This is a genomic window from Methylobacterium sp. Ger2507 (genome assembly GCF_055231875.1).
Map to the genome: position 1 here is coordinate 3,106,783 of NZ_JBUYVC010000001.1, position 25,863 is coordinate 3,132,645.

Genomic DNA, 25,863 nt, shown 5'->3' on the forward strand with positions numbered 1-25,863 from the left:
ATACGCTTACGCCCTTGCAGAAGCAGAGTGTAGAACCGTCCAGTAGCGTCGGCCTATCTCGAGTGGGCACAACCGTAATCGCGTGATCTTCTCAGACATTAGCCTACGAAGCTCCGACAGATCGCAGAGCTTCTGCGCTACATTCTCAATACAGTTTACTTTCTAAGCCGGCAGCATCCTTAGGCTAATCAAATACGGATAATGCCGTCTGGCAAGATTGTGATTACGCGCGGCAGGGACGGCCTAATATCCCAGATTATACCTTGTGCGTATTGGATAGTACGCGTTCCATCTACTGCGATGGCCTGAACGTAGCAGTGTTCGAGAGCCAGGATTAAGCTTGCTACCCCGCCACCGCGTACGCCGCTTGCTGGTAAAGCAAGATGCATTACGTCCTGGACGCCTCTTGGGAACTGGGTCAGCACATCAACAACCCGATCTACTACATCAAAATCTAGGCCGATGGAGAGACGTAACTGCTCAATTACCTCAATGGCAGCTTTTTCAGGAGCTTCCCGAAGTAGGGCGATATCTATAGTGTTTTTTCCGTGCTTCGGAAGTACCCAGTGATCGGATGAAGGAATACCAACTAAGGCAATAATCGACCGAGGCAAACGCGTCGAGGGATCAGCGATGCGGCCTTCCGGTCGACCATTTTCACGGAAATGCAATAAAGGATTGACTTTGCTTTCGCCGACATCTGGATAACGCCCGAGATATCCAAACGTACTGAAGTGCGGATGTGGGTCGAAACCCTCGGCTGCGCCGACGTTTATATAGTGCTTTAAAGGGTTATGGCCGGGCTTCACCTGCGTCCGATAAAAAGTCGTATCGAAATCGCTATTTGGATCGTCCCCTCGGCGACCGCCGATCAGCACGTAGTGCAGGTAAGGGTCAAGAGCCGAAACTGTCCAATACGAAGAATTACGTGTGTAATAGGTAGTGTCGAATAGTTTTGGAACTCGACCGAATAAAATACGGCGCAGCGTGCCGGTGAGCCAACGGCTGAAGCGAGAAGCGGAAGTATCGGTCATTTTGGCATCGACCCTGCGCAGGCTTCTCATGAGAAGGTCGAAGCTTCACAAATCCGGCGAAGGCGTTCCCGATAGGCCTCCGGCGCGCATTCAGAACTAATGCGCATCAACCCAGCGGCCTGGACACTATTCCAGAGGCTGGCAGTCTCATGAAGGCGGACAAGCCCTTCCGCGAAAGCGTCCGGATCAAGCCAGTCGCAGCTCACGTATCCAACGCCTTCCTCCCAGCCGATCTGCTCCGCAAGGATTGGTGTAACAAAACAAGGTATTCCATGCCGCACTGCTTCGTGAACTTTGTGCGGGATGCCGGCGGCAAAACGTGTCGGGGCTATGCAAACACGAGCAGCATCGAAGAATGGTTCAGCCTCAGTCACACGGCCCATCACCGAAACGCCAGGCCGTGTGTAGCGGGCGCGGATAGCCGGACCAATAGTACCAACGATATGGAGTGTCGCATCGGGCATTAACAGTCGCAGGCGAGGCCATACAGCATCGAAGAACCAGTCCAGCGAATCTACGTTCGGCTGGCCGTCCTGCGAGAGCGCACCTATAAACAGAAAGCCGCTTCGCTCGGAGAAAGGCGGGGCCGCAACCTCAGGCAATGCCATAGCGTGACCGAGGACCGTCGCGTTGACGTGGGAGTAACTAGCAAGCAGGCGCGCTTCGGCATCTGAGACGCAGACGACCTGATCTGCAACTGCATAATGTTGTATTTCTGAGATTGCGTGGCGGGCAAGATCAGCAGCAATGCCGGAACCTCCCAATACCATGTCGGTAACAAAGGCACGAGAGGCAAAAAGAGCTTCAGAGTCGAAAATGATACGAGATTTTACAAAATCACGCAAGCTCAGTCCGGCATCACGAAAAATCTGAATGACAAGTCCAATATTATGGGGCCGACTGACCCACAGAACGTCAAAATAATCGGACCGTTCGCCAATTATCTTGACGATCCCTTCACGTTCCTCTGAAGCTAAAATCTCAACTCTTTGATCAATATCGCGGTAACGCTGGGCCTGCTCGGCGTCCGCTCGATAGACAGGGTATAGCGTAACTCGGTAGCCGAGTTGTGCCATGGTATTGACGATGTGATTGGCGCGCGGATAGCCTGCGCCCATGTCGAGATGTGGTACGGTATCGTCGACAAACAGAACACGTAATCCCCACGGTTCATGATCGCGGATAGCAAAGCCGATGGGCCGCGGTCCCTGTTCGAACAGCCAGTTGCGATGTCGGTCGAGGAACAACGCTCGATTACGATCGAGTAGAACCTCCACATCGACGCGCTTGGCGCTTGTGGCATTTTCAAAATGTATCGCAGTGGCACGAGCTTGGTAGATAACTCGGCGCCCGGCCTGATGACAGCGTACGCACAGATCTGTATCCTCGAAATAGGCTGGTGCGTATGCATTGTCGAAGCCACCGAGCGCCTTGAACAATGCTCCCTCGATCATTAGCACGGCGCCAGAGACGTAGCCTACCTCACGGGTGAAACTCGCCTCCGGGGTGAATGGGTCAGGTACACCTCTTAGATAGGGGTGAGTGACCTGTGCATCCGCTTGGAAGTTAGCGCCAGCTTCTTGGAGGATGCCGCCAGGAAACACGAGACGTGCGCCAACAATTCCGACATGGTCTTGGTCAGTGAAGGTTTGTGCCATCGCTCGCATCGCGCCCGGCATTAGATCAACGTCTGGGTTGAGAAAAAGTATAAAACGGCCACGCGCTTGTGCTGCGCCTTCGTTGCAGGCCGGTCCAAACCCGACATTGGTCGATTGACGGATAATCGTCGAGCCATCGATGCAGTCGAACAATGCATGCGTCTCAGCAGCCGACGCATTGTCAACAATGATGACTTCGAACGATACGCCAGCGAGACGCTGCTGAGCCGCCAAGCGCCATAGAGTAAGAGCCAAAATATTTCGCGCATTTAAAGAAACAATAACAATTGATACTAGGGGTGTGTCCTCTATCAAAAATTCGATCCGCATTTCGTTGAGAAATATGGCGTCATAAATTAACTGCGCCTCGGCGATTACTACTCGGCGTCCAATACTAGCATCAACAGCGTCGAAGGGCTCCACCGGAAGGGCGTCGCTGCGGACCGCGCCCTTCATGGTCACCTCGTTCGATGACATGTCACCTTCGATGGCACCATTTTTTATAGCACTATGCTGCTTTATATCATTTTTTTGCATGGCGTTCATGGCCGAATATTTTCACGGATAGGCGGAGGCACGATTGTGATACGGCCGATCAGGTCATCGGTAAGGAACAAGACCGTCCCATTTACGACGACAGAAGCTGGTCCCATGCAGGATATCTTAACAATTGCAGGCACTGGAGTAAGGTCCAGGCGCGATGCTTTAAAGGCGTAACCAGGCGACAACGAGAGCGGAGCTATCCCGTCGATTGCTAGTTCGTGCGCGTGCGCGCCATCGGCCGCGATTAGGAAGGCAGCAATTGCGGGGGCACCGGTGAGCAGGTGGCTTGGCATCGGGACTGCAAGGACGAAACCTTTGGAGCTTACGCCGACGCATCGGCACTGAGTGGTCCAGTCAGATAAGATGTCCCGAAACGCATAGGCAGCACTCTCACGAATCTCTCTTGTCAGACGCTTCCCGCGAACCCATTCAGGTGACAATGCCACGCTGACCGGACCGATCGACGATTGCTTCTCCAGCGGCGGCGTAGATCCGGCAAACCAGCGTCGGCGCTCCGGCGAGTACTGGGTCGCCAGCGCGGCGTCCTCCCCGAAGCGCTCGGTCGCCAGCAACTGCCCATGAGCCGGATCGTCTGAGAGTAAGGAGTTCGCCGAGCGCACGCAGATTGGCCATGACTGCCCTACCGATTCGACAGACGCAGCCGAAAGCGCGAACGCTGCCGTGGGCACAACGGAAGCGGAGCGCCCACGTATTGAGGCTTTGATCACGCTAGCGAGCTCAGCTTCGGCTTGCTGCGACATCGCGTTAAAGCGCTCTAGAAGCTCGGCACAAGCCTCCGTCAAGGCCTTGAGTGCCACGGGGTTCGATTGCAGCTTCAGGATCGTCGCTTTAACTGCAGCTACTCCTGCGCATTTATGGGCGGGAGCTTCGGCGTCAAACCCTTCGAACCCGATCTCAGTTCCAACCACCGGTACGCCATACGATAACGCCTCGGCAACCTTCATTTTCAGGCCGCTACCCATTAGCATTGGGGCGACGATTAGGTCGGTATCTGCATAGAAAGCCGCGAGATCGTCGACGTAGCTGAGCAAACTCACCCCTGGCAGGTTGAGGCTACCTAGCGCGTTGCAGATCTCGCCCGCAATCCTCAGTTCGGGTCTGTCCGGCGTCCAGCCAGCTGCCCATTCGTGAGCGAACTTGCCGATTGAAAATAAGTTAGGGTCATTTCCGTGTCCGACAAAACCGATTTTTCGGATCCCGTACGGCGCCGAGAACTGTGAGCGGACAGGAAACACTGGCGGCAGCAGCAACACCTGGCGGTCCGTTAGCGCAGCGAAATGAGCTGCCTCCTCCGACTGGATGGCCAGCACAACATCGGCTCTATCGAGCGCCGCTGCCTCGCTGGCGCTGTCGGTGTAGTAGAAGTTTGGTTCGGCGCGGAATGGACGGTACTGCAACTGTCGGTCAGCAAAACGGTCGTGCGTATCGATGATCTTGAGCATGTTTGGCGCGTGATCAAGGCAGCGCGACAAGAATACGTAATTGACGAGGATCGCTACGGTATCGGAGTATTCCTCCGCGTACCAAGACACGAACCTATCAAGCGCCATTGAACCCCATTCGTCGATCCCAAACGCAGGTGAGCGTGTTTTTAACGGAATTATATCTTGAGTCTCAATCAGGAAGGTGCGTTGAAAAGTCGTCGACATCTTTGCGAGATCGGTCGGTGGGTGCTGACCGAAACGACGATAAACCTGATCTTCATGAGCGAAATAGGCAAAATCAACAGCAAAGCCCGCTCGTTGCAGTGCGGAACAAATCAGCGAGAGACGTTTACGATTACCTGCACTGGCCGGCGCGGCAGGCATTGGCGCAACGACGAGGACTGTCGATGTCGGATAACCAAGGGTATGTTCGATGCTCATGCTGTGCCCGTACGAAGGCGCGCCGTTGTGAAATGCCCGTGCCCAACAAGGAACGTGCGCTGCGGCAGCCCAATTTTTGCCCCCCAGAGTGGTTCGAGATCGAGATCCATTTGCGGGATCGGTGAGAAAGTTAGCCGCGCAGTCGCAACGCGTGTAAGGCGCAGGCCGGCGTCGGCATCAAAGAGAATGTAGTTAGGTACATCCGTGCCCGACACAGTGCAGGCTTCGGTTGGCTCAGGCCCTAGCATAATTTCGGGTGCACTTTTCGGCAGGGGCACAGCACGGAGAGTTGGAGCTAACAGAGCGATTGGATCGGCCAGCGCCCTAGCATTCCGAGGCGTCACAGCTGACAGAACGGCCTCGGCCATTACTTTTTGATCGTTCAAGTCTATGCCGTCCGCTGGCTCGGTCGGTGTAGTCGCAACGGTGATTAGGTGAAAATGCGTGGCAACGACGAGCCGCATCTCGCGAGCCAACGATGCCCTCGCTTCAGCGTCCTCCACCCGCAACAACATCAAACAAATCGGCCGACTTGCCCTCGACGTCATGCCGGTGAATGCCCAAGTCTCAAGCGCAATATTGGGAGGCGCAACCACCGCGAGCGGTATCGGCATCGAGGTTGAAAGGCGAAAGCTACATAAGACCCAATCAGAACCAAAGTCGAAGAGACGTCCTTCGCAAATATTAGAGGATATGTTGGGCTTGACTGACGCCGTCATCCGTTGACTCTCCGAACAATCCCATCGAAGCAATCGGTATTGATCGGCAAATTCCGACCTTCTCGTCGCACTTAGGCTTTTTCGCATGGAACATAGCGCGTTCGATTGCGCGCCGCCGAGCGGGGGTTTGGTATGGCAGGCCTCCTTCGCGTGCAACCCTTATCGAAATCGTTTTTTCAGCCGCGAAGTGACCTGGTCTACAATGACTGCCAGAATCGTACAGATCATATTATCTTCGGTGTCGCTAATCTGGCACAGCATCTCGTATTGCTGGTAATCTTAAATTTTATTCGTTTCTTGCGCGAGCGAATCTCTTAGAATGATACAGGTGTGAGTCGGCTGTGGGAGTGAAAGGCGACGTATGCAAACGAACGCCAACGTGGTTGCCATTCAAGGTGAGACGCTCGCGGAGTTCCTTCGGCGGCGTCGCGGGCTGACGACGGTGCCGACGCTGATGCGAGTGAATGGTGGAACAGCCGAGGCGATCTGGCGGGGCGGTACCGTGTCGGCGATTGATCTCGCTGATGCCGTCGCCACTTTCAACGGGATACCGCGGGCTGACCGTGACACAATCGCACTTCTTCCCCACGCATTAAACAAATTTTCCCGCGACTTCCTGCGCGAAGCCTTCCTCTATCCGGTTGTACGGGAAGGGCAAATTCTGCTGGTGACCGCAGACCCCGGACATCTTGAACCGATTCGCGCTGTTGCGCTTGCGCTCGGTGGGCCAGTGCCGCTCGAGGTGCTGTCGTTCGAGGAAATTGAGGACCTCTTCGAGCGTAGTCGCCCCATAGATGCGCCGCGCGAAGTGGCTGAAACTGAGACTCAGTCCGACTATGCCCTCTCCGACGACATCGAAACGCTGCAGGATCTTGCCCGCGGCGCACCAATTGTGCGCGTTATCGATGGGCTCCTGGAACGTGCGATTCAAGCAGGCGCCACCGACATCCACATTGAAACTGGCCGCGAGGAGCTGAAGGTACGTTTTCGGGTGGATGGTCACTTGCGGGCGCAGCAGACGATGCCACGCCACATGGCAGCCGCGGTGATCTCGCGAATGAAAATCCTTGCCGGCCTCGATATAGCCGAACGCCGCCTGCCGCAGGATGGGCGCACTAACGTAAAAGTCGGCAACACCGAGGCGGATCTGCGCGTCGCGATCATGCCAACGCTCTACGGCGAGACGGCGGTGCTGCGCATTCTGCTGAAGGACACGCGGCTACTCGACTTCAAGCGCGTCGGCCTGTCCGATCGCGACCTCGACGTGGTAGTCAAGCTGCTCGCTGAGCCTCACGGCATCATCATCGTCACCGGCCCCACCGGCAGCGGCAAGACCACGACGCTCGCCACCGCAATCTCGCTGCTGAACGATCCGGCGCGCAAGATCGTCACAGTTGAGGACCCTGTAGAGTACCAACTCCCCGGCATCCACCAGACCCAGATCAAGCCGGCGATCGGCTTGACCTTCGCCACGGCGTTGCGCTCGTTCCTGCGCCACGACCCTGACGTGATAATGGTCGGCGAGATGCGCGACCGCGAGACTGCGGCGATCGGTATCCAGGCCGCGCTCACCGGCCACCTCGTGCTGACAACGCTACACACCAATAGCGCAGTTGACGCAGTGGTGCGCCTCGTCGACATGGGCGTTGAGCCGTACCTCATTGCTTCGAGCCTGCGAGGGGTGATCGGCCAGCGGCTGGTGCGTCGCCTATGTGAGCGCTGCCGGGTTCCCGATCCGAAGGGCTCCACCGTCGCGCGCGACTTACGCGCCCGGCGCGGCGGCCCCGAGGCGACGGGCCGCAACTTTCACACTGCAACAGGGTGCGCTTACTGCAACGACAGCGGCTATCGCGGGCGCATCGGAGTGTTCGAAGCGCTGGCCGTCGGCGACGATCTGCGCGACCTAATCCGCGGCCAGCCCGATCCCCGCATCCTGCTCCAGGCGGCGCGCGCGATCGGGATGACCACGATGCTCGACGATGGGATCGAGAAGGCCAGCCTCGGGCTCACCTCACTCTACGAGGTCATGCGGATTTCGGGATGACGTTTTCCAAGGGAACGATGCCGGCCCCGCTCCATCGCGCCGCGAACATTGTGCAAGCGATCGGCGCAGCTTTACTCGACGCCCTAGTCGCGACCATCCGGCCGCTTCTGGGCCGCTTCTCTACAGGCCTGAGCCACGTCGTAACGATTGCGCCGAACGGGCTCGTGCTCCACACCTCGCAGAAGGATCGCCTAGGCCCGCCGCAGCACTTAGACAGCAACGTGCGCGCGCCGGAAACTTTCCACAAGGGCGCGGTGGAGTTGCGACTGCCACCGGAGGTGTTCCTGACGCGCGCGCTGCGCCTCCCCGATGCCGGGCGGAGCTATCTCCAGCCGATCATCACACATCGCCTAGAACGCCTGACGCCATGGCGAGCAGATCAAGTCCTCTACGCTTACAGTGTCGTTGACGGCGTTTCCGAAGACGGTACAATCGGCGTCGATCTTCTCGCAACTTCCGTCGATCTCGTAGCGCCGTTCCTGGCACGCCTCGCCAATGCAGGGCTTACAGCGACGGCTCTAGGCAGTGCGGCCGAACCGCTCGACGCGCCACTGCGTTTCGACCTCTACAAGGGGCGTACGCAACCAGCTGACGACCGGCTCCGAGGCCGTATCGGCCGCGGCTTAGCGATCCTGCTCAGCGGGCTGACGGTCGCCTGCCTGCTTTCGGCGGTCGTCGCGGCTTCGGCCGCATCTAACGCGGAGGAAGTCCGGCAGCGGCTGACCGCACTGCGCACGAAGCTCACGCTACGCGGCGGCGTCGGCACGTCGCGCGAACGGATCCTAATCGAGGGCAAGCGCACTGAAAACGCGACAATCGTGCTCATCGACAAGCTGAGCCGTGCGTTGCCGGACGGCACGGTGCTGCGCGAACTTGATATCGGCCCAGCCCGGATCCGCCTCGTCGGCCGCTCCATTGATGCGCCAGCGCTGATCGCCCGCCTCGAAGCTGAGGCAGGCCTTAAAAACCCGCGTTTCGCCGCGCCGGTGATCCGCGATGCCGAGAAGCGCGACGCCTTCGATTTGGTGGCGACCCGTGGCGACGTAATGGACGTGGGGCAATGACGCTTGCAGAAGCTCGGGAGGCCCGCTGGTTCGGACCGCTGGCCGTCGCATTGTTTGTTGGGACACCGCTGCTGCTGCTCCTCGTAATGCTGACCAACCTTGCGCGTTGGTCGGAGGCTGGTGACGAGGCGACTGCCTCGGCCGGCTATCTTGCACAAGTCGAGTCGCGCATCCGGGCGGAAGCCGTTCGTTCAGTCCCGACCGAGGGCGACTTCTCGGCCCTTTATCTGACAGCAAGGACCGGGAGCCTCGCACGCGCCGAATTACAGCAGCGCCTCGCTAGTCTCGTCGAACGCGCCGGTGGCCGCCTTATCGAGGTTCGCAGCGACGACACGCCCGACCTAACGGTACAGCGCAGCATTCAGCTCCGCCTCAGCCTCGACATCGGTAACGATGGGTTGTTCGATCTGCTTAGAGCGGTGGAGACTGGACTGCCGCTACTGACAGTCGAGGCCGCGAACATCCGCCCAGTGTCTGGGCGACTCCCAGGGAGCGACGAAGCAAATCCGACCTTGCGCGTCGCTCTCGCGATCCGCGGCTACTGCCGTGAGAACACGCAATGATCCGCCCGCATCGTCATGCCGGATGGTCTGCTGCTGCCGGTTTGGTACTTGCCCTGCTCGTGTCAAAGATCGCGACCGCCTCAGCACAGGTTGCGGACATGCGCCCTCCATTGGGCCCAGCGCAAAACCTCAATCCTTTAAGTACGCTCGATCCGGCTGCTTTGGATGCCTTCCGCGGACGACCACTCTTCGCACCATCGCGGCGCCCGCCGCCGCCGCCGCCTCAGGCTTTCGTCGCTCCACCAGCGTCCACCGAGGTGGACACTCCACCGCCGGATCTGCGCCTCGTTGGAGTCGTCGCAGGGGTAGATAAGGCCGTCGCGATCCTACGCCGTCCGGCAGGCGGATCCTCGCTCAGCCTTAAGATCGGCGACGTCGTGGGAACGTGGCGCGTCCATGCTATCGGCCCCGATCGTGCGACGCTTCGAGAAGGGACACGCGAGGTCACCTACCGGTTGTTCACCGTCGGCCCATCAAGCCCGCAAGGTCTACGCGGCGGCGTTCCCCCACCCATCGGCATTCCAACAGCGCGATGAGCCCAAACGCTGTCGCCATGCACGTTGTGGGGTACTTATACTAAACCTCGCTGAGCAGGACTCACGCGGGGTAGCGTTGGCATCTCGGTCGTGATTTTTTCTTCGGATTTGAAGCCTGAGGAGGATGCGATGGCTGCTCCGGTGCCGCTGCGATCGGACTTCGATGCCGAGGCCTTGCGCGGTCTGGCCAAGGGTTCGCGAGACCCGGCGCAGACCCGCCGCCTGTTGGCGCTGTCGGTGATCGCCGCGGGTGGTCTGCGTTCGGAGGCGGCCGAGATCGGCGGGGTCGGGCTGCAAACGGTGCGCGACTGGGTCGTGGCCTTCAACGCCGATGGACCGGACGGACTGATCGACGGCAAGGCCCCCGGAGCCCGTCCGCGCCTGAACGCCGACCAGCGCGAGGTCCTCAAGGCGCTGGTCGAACAGGGACCGACGCCGGCCGCACACGGTTTGGTGCGGTGGCGGTTGTGCGATCTGGCCCAGATCCTGTCCGAGGATCACGGCGTGTCGGTCTCCGAGCAGACCTTGAGCCGAGTCTTGCGGGCCATGGGCTACCGCAAGCTCTCAGCCCGCCCGCGCCATCACGCCCAGGACCCGGACGCCGCGGCTGTTTTTAAAAAGACTTCCCCGACCGTCTGGCGGACATCGCGCAAGCTGTCGGCGGCAAGCCCGTAGAAGTCTGGTTCTGCGACGAGGCCCGTGTCGGCCAGAAGAACACCCTGACCCGGCGCTGGGCCAAGCGCGGAACGCGACCCTCGGCCCCCAAGGACCAACGCACGGCCTCGGCCTACATCTTCGGGGGGATCTACCCGGCCCGGGGCGTCGGTGCAGGCTTGGTCATGCCCCGCTGCACCACTTCAGCGATGGCCCATCATCTCGAAGAGATTTCGGCGACCGTGGCTCCTGGCGCCCACGCCGTCCTCCTGCTCGATCAAGCCGGCTGGCACACCACCAGGAAGCTGCCGGTTCCCAGCAACATCACTCTGTTGCCCCTGCCGGCGCGCTCACCCGAACTCAATCCGGTCGAGAACCTCTGGCAGTTCCTTCGCGACAACTGGCTCGGAAACCGGATCTTCCAATCCTACGACGACATCCTCCATCACTGCTGCGACGCCTGGAAAAAGCTCATCGCCCAGCCCTGGCGCATCATGTCCATCGGACTGCGCCGATGGGCCCAGGGGTTCTGATCAGTGAGGGTTGGTATTACAACCAAAAGCCGCAGAAAAATTCAGCAATAGGCAAAGCACTGGTCCGCCGGTCCTGCAACGACGCATTTAAGTGGATGTTCGATCAGCATTTATCTGAATGCGCAATGCTACAATCGTCCAGTGCGATCGCGCTGACGGGGCGACTTGTGGCCTGCCCACTATTCTTCGACAATGAATCAATCCCGTCGAGCTTGTTTGAGGCTGCTGCTTCCGCAAACATCTTGGCGAGATGTAGGATCTGGTCGTGTGCATCGCCTTCAATTTCGGAACCGGTTTTGCCCGTCGTCACTACGATGACTGACCCCGTGAGCCGCCCCCCTTCACTCATAAGTGTAAAGTTGAACCTGCCCGATCGGCTGCGCCGCACGACGTAGTGAACCTGTGACATCGCCTGCCTGCAACAAAAGTTTTCTGAAGGCGACTACGCTGCGAGACACGGGTTAGTTTCAGCGCGGAATCTCAAATCAGTCCAGCGACGCGAACGGTCGATCACGCTTTTTTGCAGAGGTTCGCGCGGCAGGCCGATCTAAGACGCAACACACGCATAGGCGGGGCTGCAGAGGCATTTGGATAGGCGTTTCGCCAGTCCTCCTTGTGATTGAATTTATAAATCGACTGTAATTCGTGTCGTCGGAGAGCGATGTCTCGCTCTCCGACGACGATCACTGCGTCGAGACTAGCGCAGGGTGCCGTTGAGACCGCCCGGGAAGAAGCCGCCCGGGCTCTGGGTGGTGTTGAGGTAGACGATGTTCAGTACCTGGCCGGGGGTACGGGCGAACACGAGGCCCTGAGCGTTGGTCGGGACTAAGTTGGCATCTGAGAACTGGAAGCCTGGGGTCGCCGACTGAGTTCCACTGATGCCCTGATCAAGATCCGCACTACCATCGAGTGAGTCGCGGGCATTGGAAATGGCATCAGCCTGATTGATCAGGCCCTTGGAGTAAAGCACTGCGCGGATGATGCCAGCGTGATAGGCCTCAACCGCGAGGATGCTCGCGGCGGCGCCGAGGAAAGTCTTATTCTGGATCGCACCGGCGGCGCCGTTATAGGCGGTGACGCCGACATCCTCGAAGATGAACGAGGCGAGCAAAAAGTTCGTGTCGTTGGCGTAGGCGTCAAAGCGGTCATTTGGGCCGATGAGGCCGGCTGCGCGGGCGGCGGCGGTGAAGGCGAAGTCGATATCAAGACGCGGCCGGCTGACGGCGGCGCTGCCCAGCGCTGCGCGCAGAAAGCGGACGTGAGCCTCCTCGTCGGCGGCGATCTCAAAAGCGTACTTGCGGACGTTCGGATCGGTGAACGGCACGGCACGGCCACCGCCATTGACAGCACCAATGGCGCCGACGCCCTGCAGATCCGCAGCCTTCAGACCGGAGCCGTTCACGGCGTTAAGATAAAACTCAGCCTCGAGATACTCGAGGTTCAGCGCGAAATTCAGGATGTCTGCATCGGTAATATCCGTCGGCAGCCCCTGGGCCTGGGACTGGGTTGTGGAGTTGCCGAGGATGGCGGCACCGGCAATGCCAAGGCCGAGCGTTTGGAGGAACGCACGGCGGCCTTTTTCGAGGTTAACGACGCAAGTGCCGGGCTCAAGGCCAGACATCTCACTCTCAGTGCTGATCAGTTTCTCAGTCATGGTCTGTTTTCTCCCGGCAGGTCGCACGCTGCTACTCTAGCGTCGAGGCCAACTTAGCTGCAGATGGATTCGCGACAATGACGGAGATGCTAAAACATCTTTAATTGAACAGAATTTGTAAAGCATGTGTCTAATCAGGCACAGCGAGTTGAGAAAGCCTATTTATAGTGATTGTCCCCGTGGGCACGGGCAGGAATGAGGGGTACGTTAACGTAACGCCTGGATTGGAAAATCTTCTCATGCTCTTGATGCGACTCTGCCTCGCCTCGGTCTGTTGCGTGGGACTTCTCGGCGCCGTCGCCTTCGCCCGTGATGCCACTCCCCCACGCGCAAGCTTGACGGGCCCAGAAACCCAGATGGACCTATCGGCGCGTCCGCTCCGCCGGATGGTCGCGGGCAAGCCGTCACGGGATGCGGTCGTCGCACCGGATCGTGGCGAGGGGCGGACGTATAATTTTAGTCCCGAGGATGTTGAGGCAACAGCGAGCCTCGGCTCCGAAGCCGTGGAGATTGGGACACAGCCCGGCGAAGCTGGCAGCTACCGTCTCAATTTTGAGCGGGCTGAAGTGAAGGACGTGGTCCATGCCATTTTGAACGATACGCTCGGCCTTAACTACACAATGGCTTCCGACGTCGCCGGTCAGATTACCATCTCTTCGCCCCGGCCAATGACCCGCGCCGAATTACTCTCAGCGCTAGAGACAGTTCTGTCGGGCCAGGGCTACACCATGACCCGCAACACCGGCGGCTACCGCATAACATCAGCCGCCACCAGCATCGGCAACGTCAGTTTTGGAAACGCGCAAGCGCCGGGTTATGGAGTCTCGGTAGTTCCGCTCCGTTACGTCTCAGCCGCGGTGATGTCGAAGCTGGTGTCGGGTTTTGTCACAGAGGCCGATGGCCTTCGCTTCGATACCGGCCGCAACACGATCATCGTGAAAGGTCCCGGGCCACGTCGCCAGGAGGCTGTAAGCGCGATCCTAGCCTTCGATGCAGATTGGATGCGGGGACAATCGGTGAGCCTGTTCGAGCTGCGCCGCGCGCGGCCGGAGGCAATCGTCGCCGACCTCACGCAGTTGTTCGACACCGGCGAAAACGGGGCGAGTTCGGGCCTGATCCAGTTCAAGCCGATCGCTCGGCTGCGCGCCGTGATGGCGATGTCAAAGAACCCGTCCTTAATCCGGCGCGCGGAAACCTTTGTGCGCAAGCTCGACAGTACTGTCGAGGCAGCCGAGGAAACGGTGTTCATCTACAAGGCTCGCTATCGAGACGCGAAGGAGCTGGCTCGCGTCATCAACGGCCTATTCGGAACGGGCAACCCCAACACCAACACCCCGACGCAGGGCGCTGGGCTCGGCGGTTTTAACAGCGGTGGACAAGGACAGGGCCGCAATTTTTCCGGGGGCACCCAGAGCGGCGGTCTGTACGGAGGCAATTCTAGCTCCGGTTATGGCGGGCTTGGACAGGGCGCTTCCGGCAATCAAGGCGGTGGCCAGCAGAACACCGGCGCCGACCTCCTCCGAGCGCGGTTCGCGTCGGCCTTTGGCGATACCATGCCGAACAATGGCATGGCCGACGGCGGCGGTTCATTTGCGACCGGTGGTGGTAGCGACAGCCTCGATCTAACCCGACGGGGCAACGGGGCGCGGCGCGTTTCAATCAGCGCGGACCCGTCGAACAACTCAGTTATCACCTATGCCGACGGCGAGACCTACAGGAAGATCAATGCAGCATTACGCCAACTCGACGCAACCCCAGCGCAGGTGGCGGTCAACGTGACCATCGCCGAGGTAACGCTCACCGATCAGCTCAAGTACGGGGTGCAATACTTCCTCGACTCAAAGAATATTGGGCTGGGCAAGGGCAGGGGATCGATCGGTCTGCTGAGCGCAGCAGCAGCAACGGCAGGCGGCGCCACCAACGCGCTGACGGCAAGCGCCGGCGGGGGCTTCAATTTCCTCGTCGGTGGCTATTCCGGCCCTGACGTGGTGCTCTCGGCGCTTGATGGCTTCACCGACGTGAAGATCCTGTCCTCGCCCTCCCTCGTGGTGCTGGAGAACCAGCCGGCCTCACTCCAGGTCGGCGATTCTGTGCCGATCACAACCACGCAGGCACAGGGCATCACCGTACCCGGCGCGCCGCTTGTCAGCCAAGTAGAGTTCCGTGACACCGGTATCATCCTCAACGTGGTCCCGCGTATCGGCCAGAACGATGCCGTGACCATGCAGATCGAGCAGGAGATCTCGGCGGTGGTCAGCGCCTCGAACACCCTGACCCCGACGATCTCGAAGCGGCGGGTCGCGAGCACGATCTCGGTGGCCAACGGACAAACGGTTCTGCTCGCCGGCTTGATCAGTGAGAAGCGGCAGGTGTCCCGCGACGGGATCCCGTTCCTTGATCGGCTTCCCAGCGTGGGGGACCTGTTCAGCTCCGTAGACAATGGCGCACAGCGGACCGAACTGGTGGTATTCATCCGTCCCGTTGTTGTCCGCTCGGGACGGGACGCGCAGCGGGTGGCTGAGGATTACCGGGGTAAACTGCTCGATGCAGGCGCCCGACGCGGTGCCGCACTGCCCGCTCGCCGCCCGGTCTACAAGCCTTGATCGACCGCGCATGTTGGTCAGACGCATCGAGACGAACGATTTCGCCGGGCTCGTGATTGCCGTTGCAGTCTCCAGCGCGGCATTAGCAGCGTGGGCTGGTCCGGGTCCGATGGCTACCGGCATCGTCGCCATCGCTTTGGCCATCATCGGCTTGCGGATTGTCTGGCAGGATCTGGCGGATTTTACGATTCCTGACGCTGCGACCCTTGCTCTCGGATTGATCGGCCTCGCAGGTAGGATCGGCGACGGCGCCTTTCTGGGCACCCACCCGGTCACGACCATCGGTTTCGCAGCCGTTGACGCCGCGATTTGCGGCGGTGTTCTGCTTGCACTACGGGAGACCTATTACCGCCTCCGCGGGCATGACGGCATCGGCCTTGGCGACGTAAAGCTCGCGGCCGCCGGTGGCGTCCTGCTCGGGACCGTTGGGCTCTCCTTAGCGATCCTTAGCGCGAGTCTGACCGGCCTCGCGATCGTCGGCGCGGGCCGGATGCTGCCCGTCCTGGCGCGTGCAGTTCCGGTGACCGACCGGATCGCTTTTGGCGCTGTCCTCGCCCCCGCGCTCTGGGCGACGTGGCTCGTGGGGCAGATCCTGCCCAGCGCACTGGGGCATCCGTAGATGTCGACCTTCGCCTACATGGCCCTGGATGCTTCGGGCAAAATCCTTGAGGGGACGATGGAGGCCGGAGCGAGCGGCGAGGTCTTCGCCCATCTCGACCGTGTCGGGTGCACCCCGATCTCGGTGAAGGCGGAAACCAAAGGGACGCGGCCGACAGGGCGCTCGCTGCGGGACTGGCTGACGCCGGACCCGCGGCCCGAGGACATTACCAGTCTGACTTTAGATCTGGCGATGTTGCTCAAGGGCGGCGTCGCGCTCACCGAGGCGCTGCAAATCCTCTCTCAGATGGAGAGCCGTAGCTGGCTCGTGCGGGTGCTGCGCGATCTTCACGCGGCGCTCAGCCACGGCAAGAGCCTGTCTGAGGCGATCTCCACGCACCCGAAGCTGTTTCCACCCATCTATGTGAAAATGGTCGAGGTCGCTGAGACCTCCGGGCGGCTGGAGGAGGCGTTGAGCGGCCTTGCCGCCGAGCGCCAGCGCGGTGAGCGCCTGCGTAAACGCTTCATCTCTGCGATCTCCTACCCTTGCTTCCTCGTGGTCGCGGCGGTGGGGGTGCTGTTCTTTATCCTGATCTACTTGATTCCAAAATTCGAGGTCGCGCTGCAGGGCTTCCGCGACAAGATTGACCCTTCTGCCCTCGTAGTGTTCGAGATGTCGGGATTTCTTAACCGCAACTTCGACCTCGTGGTGTTATCAATGGCCAGCCTTCTCGGAAGCGCCGTGGTGCTCAACCGGATCGGCAGCGAGCGCGGCCTTTGGCTCGCCCTGCTCGCGCGCCTACCATTCAGTCGCGCGGTTCTAGCCAACGAACTCACCGTTACCTTCTGCCGAACGCTAGCGATCCTGGTGCGCAACCGCGTCGACATCTCCACGGCGCTCCGCTTAATCCGCGGCGTCGTGCGCCTTCCCGGTGCGGGCCTCGAGATCGACCGGGTCGTAGCCGACGTACGCCAGGGCCAGCGCCTTTCCGAGACCCTGTCGCGCGGAAAGCTTTTTCCCCGCCACGTGGTCCAGATGCTGCGCGTCGGTGAGGAATCCGGCGATCTCGCCGACAGTGCGAGCCGCGTTGCAGTGTTTTACGAGGCCAAGCTCGACTCAGCCTTGGGTCGCGTCATCGCAGTCGTGGGGCCGACGGTCATGGTTGTGGTAAGCCTCCTGATCGCGTGGCTCATCATCTCGGTGATGACCGCGCTTATGAGCATCAACGACCTTCTGGTCTGAGGTTTCACACCGATGTTGGTTTCCGTGCGTTCCCGCTTTGACCGATCCCGACGTCCCCGGCGCGATGCGCAGGGAGGATTTACCCTGGTCGAGTTGCTCGTCGTGTTGGTGATCCTTGGCCTCGTCATGGGCCTCGCAGGTCCGCGCGTTCTTGGCTACCTATCGAGCTCGCGCGACAAGGCGGCCAAGCTCCAGATCGAGTCCTTCGCGTCGGCGCTTGACTTGTTCTACCTCGACAACGGTCGCTATCCGTCAACGAGCGAGGGCCTGCAATCTTTGGTTCAACGCCCAGCGGCAGCCGATAACTGGAGCGGCCCCTACCTCAAGCAGGGCAACGTGCCGGCGGACCCCTGGGGACGTCCCTACGAGTATCGGACGCCGGGCAAGACCGCCCCATACGCCATTCTCTCGCTCGGCGCCGACGGCGTGAAGGGCGGCAACGGCGTAATTGGCAAGGAATGATGTCTAGGGTTCGAAGGCATCCTCGCGATCGCGGGGCATCGGCGGGCTTCACGCTAGTCGAGGCGCTCGCGGCCTTCGCCATCGTGGCGGTCCTGAGCCTCGTGGTGCAGCGGGGTGTGGTACAGTCGCGCGCTGGACTAGTGGCGGTGGAGGACAGACTCGCCGCCGAACGCGTCGCCCGCTCGCTTCTCGCTGAACCGCTGCACGTAACGGATATCAACAGGGGCGGACGCACCGGTACCCTGAACGGCTACCACTACACGATTCGTCTAGGGGCTCTGGAGCTTCCCTTGCCTGAGCCCGAGCGAGACGCGGAGGACGTCTGCCAGCTAGCAGTCAGCGCCTGTGATCCGGCAGATCTCGCAAGACATATTCGCTGGATGCCAATGCGCCAGGACATTGAGGTTTTGACCCGCCGCGGAACGGCCGTTACGGTTGAGACGATCCGGCTGGGGCAAACGGCATCGGCCGATGCCGCGGGACGGTAACATGATCGCGACTGAGACAGAGCCAAAGCCATCGCGACCCGGCCGAAACTGGCTCACTTCAAAACCTCCAGTCTTGCGACGCGGCGCAGGCGGAAAGCAATCCGTGTGATGGCTCTCGCAACTTTCCTAAAACGCTTCAAGAAAGATGCGCGCCAGATTCCAGATCCGATTCCTCCTAAGCCGGAGGCAGCTTCTACTCGGTCTGCGCCAGCCCCAACGGAACCAGCATCTGCTGCGGACGAAACGCTCTCGAGCGAGCCGGACGCACCGGACGAGACCACGTGGCGGCAGGTGCTCGACCCCGACTGGGAGGCACGGCGCCAAGTGCTCGACTGGAAGGGCCTGCCGAAGATCCACGACTACGTCGCTCGGCTTATGACCGGCCGCTCCACCGCCGAGCGTGGATTGTGGCTCGACTGGACTCTCGACCGCCACCTCGCACCCCTACGCGAGCGCCTCGGTCGCGATCTCAGCCTCGCTTCCTTCGGCTGCGGTCCGGGCGGGATCGAGGAGGCAATCTTGCGCCAGGGAAACTGGCCGCTTTCGAAGATCACGCTTTACGAGTACGACGCGGCCCTGCTCGCGGACGCCCGGCGTAAGATCGAACCGTTTCCGATCGAATCTGAGTTCCTTGCCTTCGATTTCAACCACCCGCCCGCGATCGATCGCAGCTTCGACGTGGTGTTCTTCTGCCACTCGCTCCACCATTGTGCCGACCTCGAACGGTTCCTGCCTTTTCTCAACCGGATCGTTTCGCTGGACGGCCTGATCCTCGGACTCGATTATTTTGGACCGCCGCGCCTTCAGATGGACCGGGATGCCCGCCGGCTCGCCGACGAAATTTTTGCCTACCTGCCTGAGCACCTGCGGCGGAACCTGAAGGCAGAGCAAGACGATCGGATCGACGTGCGCTTGACGCTGCCAACGATCCCGGCGGTGGCCAGCTACGATCCGAGCGAAGCACCCCGCAGCGCCGACCTTCGCTCGATGCTGTTTGCGGCTTTCGACGTGGTCGAGGTGCTGCCGATGGGCGGCACCCTACTGCGAAATCTGCTGGCCGACCGCGCCGGAAACTTCCGCAGTGAGAGCGACATGGCGATCCTCGACCTCACGATGATGATAGAGCGGATCGCGATCGAGACCCGGCTTGTCGCCTCGGACGACCTCTATTTTGTGGTGAAGCCGAGCAATCGGATATGATCGCAACACCCGCTAAGACCGATCAGCGCTCCCAAGCAGTGACGTAGTACGGCGCGTCGCGGGCAGGAGCACGGGCTAAGATCACAGTAACGCTGCGGTTGGCCCCTGACGCTGTGGCGACCGTGACCCGAACGCGGAACGCTGTGCCCCGCGCCGTAGTGATAAGCGGTTGCTGTTTTGGCATTATAACCTTGAGTTGATCGGCCATCGTCGTACGCGGCGCGGAACGAAGGGCCACGACTTGCGCGACGAGGCTTGAAGTCATCTCAGGGAGTGCCATCAGAACCGTTTCCGAGGCTTCCAGCACGTTCACGCGGCCCTGTGCGTTGTCGACGGTGAGCAGGGGCGCGAGAGCTGCCACGTCGTCATCCGAAACGTCGGCCACCCAGCGGAGTTCTGACACGGTTCGGAAGCCGTCCTTGCCGCGGCCAACGGGCTTGGCGGCGAGATTGATCTTGGCCGGATCAATGTTTTCAGGCTGCTTGTCCTCGTAGCGGTCGCGCCATTGAACCACGCGGGCAGCGAAGGCCTCCGGCTTCAGCCCGGTCAACCCAGCGGTGCGATAGGCGCCTGCCAGCAGAACGGGATCGGACCAGTTCAAGTCGATCCGGCCGGATTCATCGACCGCGTACAGGGTGATCGTGCCGCCGTCGAGAACGATGCGCTGGTCGCGGATCCGCGCCGTGGAGAGCTTCAATGCGAACAATTCATGGGCTGCGAGATCGATGCCAGAGCGGACCATCGCTTCCAGTTTCAGGTCGTCGGTGCTGCCGCGGACGCCGTTGATCGCGGAGCGGACCATCAGCGCCGTCCCGCCGGCGAGGCTCAGGAGTAGGGCCATGATGCCGAGCACTGCCACCAGGATAAAGCCGGCCTGCCGGCCACTACGCATCTCAGCGCCCCCCCGTCGCGCCCATGTTGCGCGTCGGCGCACCACTCTTTCCCTGTTCTTCGACCGAGCGCGGATCAAAGCGGCTGCAAAATGATTTTTGCGGCGCAGCGCAGCCCGCCTCTGCCTCAATTCGGAGCGGGACGCGAAGGCTCGACAGGATCTCGCCGCTCGCGGGATCAGTAAATGAAACGCGCACGGCGATCGGAAGCGCCTCGCCCCCTGGCCAGGCATCGAGCACGAGTTCAGGACCGCCAGCACTGGGCGCTACGACATAGGCGAAGCGGACTGGGGCAGGGCCGATGTAGATCGTGTGCGCGGGGGCAAAATCGAGGGCAGCCTCGTCGCGGTCGAGGGGCGAGAGCGACGCCTCGGCGCGAAGGATGGCGCTGCCGTCCTTTGTTTCTGTTCCCTGCAGTCGGATTGCGAAGCTGCTGGGAGGGCGATCCGCGTCGGAGCGGTCTAGAGAAAACAGCATTCGATCTGGCAGCCCTGCGAACACGAAATTCCGTGGGCCGGGACCCGCCCAGCGCGCTCGCGCGATCGATCCTATATCGCGGGCGAGCGCGGAGAGAGCGTGGCTGGCGACATCCATGCGTTCGGTGCGCTCCGCCGTCTGGTCGGCTTGCCGAGACATCAATCCCAGCAGCGACCCGACCGCGACGAGGATTATTGCGCCGATCGCCATCGTCGCTAGAGCCTCAACCAGCAGGAAGCCGGCCGAAGACGGCCGTGCTGGCGCGGCGCGGAAACGGTGTGCTATGCGTGCCGCACGGGCACTCCGGTCACTCGTCAAAGCGAGCGCCCCGGTCGATTACGATCGCGGCGGTCTGCGGATCGACTCGGACCGACAGGATGCCGGCCCGGTCAGCCCGCATCAGGAAGATCTCCCCACCCGACGCCCGCCCGTCCGGTAGGAAGCGGATGCCGTCAAGCGCGGCGCCGGAAACGCGCAGCAGAAGGTTGGCCGGAATAGCGACCACGCCATTCTCGCCGCTGGACAGCACGCGGCCACCGGCTAAATCGACTATGCTCGTCACTGGACGCCCGCTCCTGACTGCCTGGTCGCGGTCGGCTCGGAGGATGGCTATAATTTCGAAACCCTTGACCCGCAGGCTGGTCGCGCTCCCGGAGAACGATACCCGCGGCAGGGAGAGCGCCGCGATCAGACTGATGATCGCCAGGACCAACGTCATCTCGATCAAAGTGAAGCCCGCATCTTTCTCGCGGGAGGAGGCGACGACTGGTGTCATGCGCTTATTCGAGAATCCTGACCCTGCGGCGGAAATTCGGCCGCGGGAAATCCGATTAAGAAAGAAGCACTCTCATCCAAGCGCGTCGAATTCGAGGCGTCGCGGGAGACACTCAGATGTAGTGTTCGAAGAAAAATACGGTTTAGGTCGAGAGCGATGGCGTCCGCTGGGACAGACAGAGGATCTGTGCCGGGCATGAGCACCACCTTAAAGTGCCCAATTGCTAGCTTTCTGCGTGGGACGCGATCAGTCCACACAAGCCTGGCAGGTCCGAGGCGGTCTAGAGCATCGGTACAATGAGCCACGGTGTACGATACAATCATCGGCTGCCCGATAAACAGAACGTGCTCGAAGCCGCACTCGACGCCCTGCCGGCGTTACGGTTTCAGGTAGAGGTCGCTAGCCGTCAGTGGTTCGAGTAGGTCGGCGTCGCTCAGTGCTGCGAACGTCGAGAGGGCGACAGGTTAAGTTTGACGGGACAGGGGACGGAGCCGCGGCCTGCCGCGACGAAGAGTGCCCGGGCTCCAAGCGCCAGATCGGTGAACGAATATTCGATGGCGAGCGCAATGAAGTCCTCGATGCTGTCGTCCAGACATCAGCCACGTCAGAGCCTAAAACAGTAGATCGCGACGAAGCGACCGGTGAACTCAGATTTCTCCCACAGGGCCGAGCGTCGCTGCCCCCAGTTTTTAGATCATGCACTACCTCGCGGGCGGTTGTGGGTAAGCAGCTCTACCTATTGCTCGAAAAGGGCATTCCCTGCTGTCGTCAAAATCGAGAAAACTTAGCACGCCTGGGATGCGTGATAGCAATTTCGAGTTCCACGCCCGCATGCCCGTCGCGATCCAGGCCTCAAGCTCAACGGGGCATCGCTGTGATCGACGCAGTAGACGACAGAACGTCGCCCGACAGGGTGCAGCACTGCAAAGAACGGCGCCATATCAGCGATAACGGCATTCGCAGGCTTAAGAGGGTCCCATGTAACTCGGAGCTAAGCCTGGCCAGGGCAAAAACCGGGCGGGCACGTACGACTTTGTTGCCGCACCGAAACGCGCCGCCGCGGCGCAGGATCGTCAGTTCGGAGAAACGATGCGTCCCGGGTCCTAACCTGCGGATCACGCCCCGGGACATCTTGACCGCTACGTCACAGGCAACGCTTCAGCCCGATCCCGCATCAGTTCTTGGTTCGGTTCCGGATCATAAACCCGTCATAGGTATACTCGGCGACCTGGAACCAGAGATATTCCTCGCCGCGGAAGGCGCGCAGGCTGTCGATGCCTTTCTTGAAGTCCGGGTTCTTCGCGGAGATCTCGGCGTAGACCTCGTTGGTCGCCTTCAGGGCGGCTTCCATGATCTCGTTCGAATAGGGCCGCAATTGTGCCCCCGTGCCGATGAGGCGGCGCAGAGCGGCCGGGTTCCTGGCGTCGTACTTGGCCAGCATGTCGACATTGGCCGCCATGGCGGCGGCCTGAAGAATGGCCTGGTAGTTCTTCGGCAGGCTCTCCCACTTGGCCTTGTTGATGTAGAAGTGGAGCGTCAGGCCACCTTCCCACCAACCCGGATAGTAGTAGAACGGCGCCACCTTGTTGAAGCCGAGCTTCTCGTCGTCGTAGGGGCCGATCCACTCGGCGGCATCGATGGTTCCACGCTCCAGTGCCGGGTAGATGTCGCCGCCCGCGACCTGCTGCGGAACCGCGCCGAGCTTGGCCATGACCTGTCCGGCGATGCCGGCGATGCGCATCTTCAGGCCCTGCAGGTCGGCGACCGTCTTGACCTCTTTACGGAACCAGCCGCCCATCTGCGTGCCGGTGTTGCCGCCGGGCAGCGCGTAGATGTTCTGCTTGGCCATGAACTCGTTGACGATCTCATTGCCGCCGCCGTGGTAGAGCCAGGCGTTCTGCTGGCGGCTGTTCAGGCCGAACGGGACGGCGGCGCCGATGGCGAAGGTCGGGTCCTTGCCGACATAGTAATACCCGGCGGTATGGACCATCTCGACGGTGCCGTTGCTGACCGCATCCGCCGCCTGGAAGGTCCCGACGATCTCGCCCGCGGCGAAGGGCTGGATCACGAACTTGCCGTCGGTGGCATCCGAGACGAACTTCGCGAGCACGTCGGCCGCGCCGTAGATCGTGTCGAGGGATTTCGGAAAGCCGGAACTCAGGCGCCAGCGCACCTCCGGCGCCGACTGGGCGATGGCGGGTGCGGCGACCGTACCCGCGGCGACCGCGCCGAGCCCGGCATTCTTCAGGAATTCGCGTCTCTTCATGGTTTCCTCCGTGTGTTTCCGGGTCGCACTCTGTGAACGCGGGTGCGGTTCTCCGAACCGATCAGCCTGCGGGCCTGCTCACTCGATCTTCGGGGGGCCCAGATCGATCGGCGGCGCATCGTCGCCGGAGCCGGCGCCCAGTCCCTGCAGGTTGTCGAGCTGCTGCTGAACCGCAGCGGGATCCACCTTGGTGCCGCTCGACTTGTAGTGTGTCACCATGCCGGGGAAGAGGATGACCAGGGCGACCATGATGCACTGGATGATCACGAACGGGATCGCCCCGTAATAGATCTGCCCGGTGGTGATCGGCTCCATGCGCTTGCCAGTGACGCGGTCGAGGTAGGGCACCTTGGCGGCGACCGAGCGCAGGTAGAACAGGGCGAAGCCGAAGGGGGGATGCATGAAGCTGGTCTGCATGTTCACCCCGAGCATCACCCCGAGCCAGATCAGGTCAATGCCGAGCTTGTCCGCCGCCGGCCCGATCAGCGGGATGATGATGAAGGCCAGCTCGAAGAAGTCGAGAAAGAAGGCCAGCAGGAAGATCAGGATGTTGACGAAGATCAGGAACCCGACCTGGCCGCCGGGCAGGCTGGTCAGCAGGTGCTCGACCCAGACGTGCCCGTTGACGCCGTAGAAGGTCAGCGAGAACACGCGCGCGCCGATCAAGATGAACAGCACGAAGGTCGAGAGCTTGGCCGTGGATTCCGTTGCCTGCTTGACGAGACTAAAGTTCAGGCGAGCCGGGTTGCGGTCGAGGATCCGCTTGATGCCGGCGAGTACTAGGGAGCCGAGCGCCCCCATGGCGCCGCCCTCGGTCGGCGTCGCGATGCCGATAAAGATCGTCCCCAGCACGAGGAAGATCAGCAGCAGGGGTGGCACCATCACGAAGGTGACCTGCTGGGCCATGCGCGAGATCAGGCGTAGGCCAGTCAGGCGCTCAACCAGCCCGACGACCAGGGCATAGAGCGCGCCCGCCGCGGCCAGTTCGGCAAGCAGGCCCCAGGTGCCACCATCGGTGGCCCGGAGGTAGAGGCTGAGCGCGACGAGGGCCGCGGCCAGAATGCCGGAGGCGACAATGCGCTGCGCACCAAGGAAGCGGTTCATCACCGCGCAGACCAGCGCGACCACGGTGGCGATGCAGATCGTCAGGATGACGTAGTCGGCTCCGCCCTTGGTGCCGGTTTGGGTCATCACCGCCATGCCGATCCCGGCGGAGAACAGGACCAAGACCCCCAGCTGCCAGACGCCGCGGGCGCCGTTCTCCTCCCGGAAGCCAATCGCGTCCTTAGGCAGGCCGGGGGCGGCCTTGGGCCAGATCAGGGTGACCAGGAGGACGTAACCGGCATACATGGCCGAAAGGATGAGGCCGGGGACGAAGGCGCCCTCGTACATGTCGCCCACCGAGCGGCCGAGCTGGTCAGCCATGACGATTAGCACCAGGGAGGGCGGGATGATCTGTGCCAGCGTGCCCGAGGCCGCGATCACGCCAGTAGCGAGGCGCCGGTCGTAGCCGTAGCGCAGCATGATCGGCAGCGAGATCAGCCCCATGGAGATCACCGATGCCGCGACTACGCCGGTGGTGGCGGCCAGCAGCGCGCCGACGAAGATTACCGCGTAGGCAAGACCGCCGCGGATGGTCCCGAACAATTGCCCGATGGTGTCGAGAAGGTCCTCGGCCATGCCGGAGCGTTCCAGCACCAGCCCCATGAAGGTGAAGAACGGGACCGCGAGCAGCACCTCGTTCGACATGACCCCGAACACGCGTTCCGGCAGGGCCTGCAGCAGCGGCCAGGACAGGCTGATCGTGTCCGGTGCGTAGGGCGCGAGTTCGACGGCGACCACGAAGAACAGCAGGCCGTTGGCGGCGAGCGCGAAAGCGACCGGGTAGCCGAGGAGCAGGAACACGACGAGCGTCGCGAACATGATCGGCGCGAGGTTGTGGGCGATCAACTCGGCGAGCATCGGACCTTGGTG

20 protein-coding genes are annotated in these 25,863 nt (G+C 61.2%); 10 read left to right on the forward strand and 10 right to left on the reverse strand.

Features of this window, described 5'->3' with window-relative positions:
- Positions 1 to 188: 188 nt before the first annotated feature.
- The 4 genes from ACV7NL_RS14400 to ACV7NL_RS14415 are packed head-to-tail and all read right to left on the reverse strand — an operon-like array spanning position 189 to position 5,840.
- Positions 189 to 1,064: a hypothetical protein gene (locus tag ACV7NL_RS14400; protein ID WP_156375987.1), complete on the reverse strand. Its 876-nt coding sequence runs from the start codon at positions 1,062 to 1,064 to the stop codon at positions 189 to 191.
- Complete coding sequence (locus tag ACV7NL_RS14405; protein ID WP_463356010.1) at positions 1,061 to 3,238, reverse strand: glycosyltransferase; 2,178 nt, start codon at positions 3,236 to 3,238, stop codon at positions 1,061 to 1,063. Before ACV7NL_RS14405 ends, ACV7NL_RS14400 begins: the two co-directional genes overlap by 4 nt.
- A complete protein-coding gene (locus ACV7NL_RS14410; protein ID WP_463356011.1) occupies positions 3,235 to 5,121 on the reverse strand; it encodes a glycosyltransferase in 1,887 nt (628 codons plus the stop codon). Before ACV7NL_RS14410 ends, ACV7NL_RS14405 begins: the two co-directional genes overlap by 4 nt.
- Positions 5,118 to 5,840 (reverse strand): hypothetical protein, encoded by a 723-nt coding sequence (locus tag ACV7NL_RS14415; protein ID WP_463356012.1) that lies wholly within the window; start codon positions 5,838 to 5,840, stop codon positions 5,118 to 5,120. The genes ACV7NL_RS14410 and ACV7NL_RS14415 overlap by 4 nt, the downstream gene beginning before the upstream one ends.
- Positions 5,841 to 6,201: 361 nt before the next feature.
- Between ACV7NL_RS14415 and ACV7NL_RS14420 the strand changes: the two genes are divergently transcribed.
- From ACV7NL_RS14420 to ACV7NL_RS14435, 4 genes are all read left to right on the forward strand, one after another.
- Positions 6,202 to 7,884 carry a GspE/PulE family protein gene (locus ACV7NL_RS14420; RefSeq protein ID WP_463356013.1) on the forward strand — a complete coding sequence of 561 codons (1,683 nt, stop codon included), beginning with the start codon at positions 6,202 to 6,204 and terminating at the stop codon, positions 7,882 to 7,884.
- Entirely contained in the window at positions 7,881 to 8,948 is a 1,068-nt protein-coding gene (locus ACV7NL_RS14425; RefSeq protein WP_056480963.1) for a PilN domain-containing protein, read from the forward strand. The genes ACV7NL_RS14420 and ACV7NL_RS14425 overlap by 4 nt, the downstream gene beginning before the upstream one ends.
- The gene (gene gspM / locus ACV7NL_RS14430; protein WP_056480961.1) at positions 8,945 to 9,511 is read left to right on the forward strand and encodes a type II secretion system protein GspM; all 567 of its coding nucleotides are present in this window, start codon (positions 8,945 to 8,947) and stop codon (positions 9,509 to 9,511) included. The genes ACV7NL_RS14425 and gspM overlap by 4 nt, the downstream gene beginning before the upstream one ends.
- A 665-nt stretch (positions 9,512 to 10,176) precedes the next feature.
- Positions 10,177 to 11,234, forward strand: a protein-coding gene (locus tag ACV7NL_RS14435) for an IS630 family transposase (protein ID WP_463356014.1) whose coding sequence is annotated in 2 segments (ribosomal slippage) — positions 10,177 to 10,669 and positions 10,669 to 11,234 — 1,059 coding nt in all. Because the reading frame shifts where the segments join, the coding sequence is not laid out codon by codon here.
- Positions 11,235 to 11,931: 697 nt separating this feature from the next.
- On the opposite strand, the gene ACV7NL_RS14440 is transcribed toward ACV7NL_RS14435, so the two are convergent.
- Positions 11,932 to 12,888: a ferritin-like domain-containing protein gene (locus ACV7NL_RS14440; protein WP_244476832.1), complete on the reverse strand. Its 957-nt coding sequence runs from the start codon at positions 12,886 to 12,888 to the stop codon at positions 11,932 to 11,934.
- A gap of 356 nt (positions 12,889 to 13,244) precedes the next feature.
- Between ACV7NL_RS14440 and gspD the strand changes: the two genes are divergently transcribed.
- From gspD to ACV7NL_RS14470, 6 genes are all read left to right on the forward strand, one after another.
- Positions 13,245 to 15,491, forward strand: a complete 2,247-nt coding sequence (gene gspD / locus ACV7NL_RS14445) for a type II secretion system secretin GspD (RefSeq protein ID WP_463356015.1) — start codon at positions 13,245 to 13,247, stop codon at positions 15,489 to 15,491.
- Between the two features lie 10 nt (positions 15,492 to 15,501).
- A complete protein-coding gene (locus ACV7NL_RS14450; protein ID WP_247636852.1) occupies positions 15,502 to 16,110 on the forward strand; it encodes a prepilin peptidase in 609 nt (202 codons plus the stop codon).
- Positions 16,111 to 17,331 (forward strand): type II secretion system F family protein, encoded by a 1,221-nt coding sequence (locus ACV7NL_RS14455; protein ID WP_463356016.1) that lies wholly within the window; start codon positions 16,111 to 16,113, stop codon positions 17,329 to 17,331.
- A gap of 12 nt (positions 17,332 to 17,343) precedes the next feature.
- Positions 17,344 to 17,793, forward strand: coding sequence for a type II secretion system major pseudopilin GspG (gspG, locus tag ACV7NL_RS14460; RefSeq protein ID WP_463356017.1), 450 nt, complete (start codon positions 17,344 to 17,346; stop codon positions 17,791 to 17,793).
- Complete coding sequence (locus ACV7NL_RS14465; protein ID WP_463357134.1) at positions 17,793 to 18,281, forward strand: type II secretion system protein; 489 nt, start codon at positions 17,793 to 17,795, stop codon at positions 18,279 to 18,281. Before gspG ends, ACV7NL_RS14465 begins: the two co-directional genes overlap by 1 nt.
- 108 nt (positions 18,282 to 18,389) lie before the next feature.
- Positions 18,390 to 19,481 (forward strand): class I SAM-dependent methyltransferase, encoded by a 1,092-nt coding sequence (locus tag ACV7NL_RS14470; RefSeq protein ID WP_463356018.1) that lies wholly within the window; start codon positions 18,390 to 18,392, stop codon positions 19,479 to 19,481.
- 22 nt (positions 19,482 to 19,503) lie between these two features.
- Here the strand turns inward: ACV7NL_RS14470 and ACV7NL_RS14475 are convergent, their stop codons facing one another.
- From ACV7NL_RS14475 to ACV7NL_RS14495, 5 genes are all read right to left on the reverse strand, one after another.
- A complete protein-coding gene (locus tag ACV7NL_RS14475) occupies positions 19,504 to 20,373 on the reverse strand; it encodes a type II secretion system minor pseudopilin (RefSeq protein WP_463356019.1) in 870 nt (289 codons plus the stop codon).
- Position 20,374: 1 nt separating this feature from the next.
- On the reverse strand, positions 20,375 to 21,058 hold the full coding sequence (locus tag ACV7NL_RS14480; protein WP_463356020.1) for a PulJ/GspJ family protein: 684 nt from the start codon (positions 21,056 to 21,058) through the stop codon (positions 20,375 to 20,377).
- Positions 21,059 to 21,155: 97 nt separating this feature from the next.
- Positions 21,156 to 21,623 (reverse strand): GspH/FimT family pseudopilin, encoded by a 468-nt coding sequence (locus ACV7NL_RS14485; protein WP_463356021.1) that lies wholly within the window; start codon positions 21,621 to 21,623, stop codon positions 21,156 to 21,158.
- Positions 21,624 to 22,797: 1,174 nt separating this feature from the next.
- Positions 22,798 to 23,889, reverse strand: a complete 1,092-nt coding sequence (locus ACV7NL_RS14490) for a TRAP transporter substrate-binding protein (RefSeq protein ID WP_056184449.1) — start codon at positions 23,887 to 23,889, stop codon at positions 22,798 to 22,800.
- Positions 23,890 to 23,967: 78 nt separating this feature from the next.
- Positions 23,968 to 25,851: a TRAP transporter large permease gene (locus ACV7NL_RS14495; protein WP_056480930.1), complete on the reverse strand. Its 1,884-nt coding sequence runs from the start codon at positions 25,849 to 25,851 to the stop codon at positions 23,968 to 23,970.
- Positions 25,852 to 25,863: the final 12 nt, after the last annotated feature.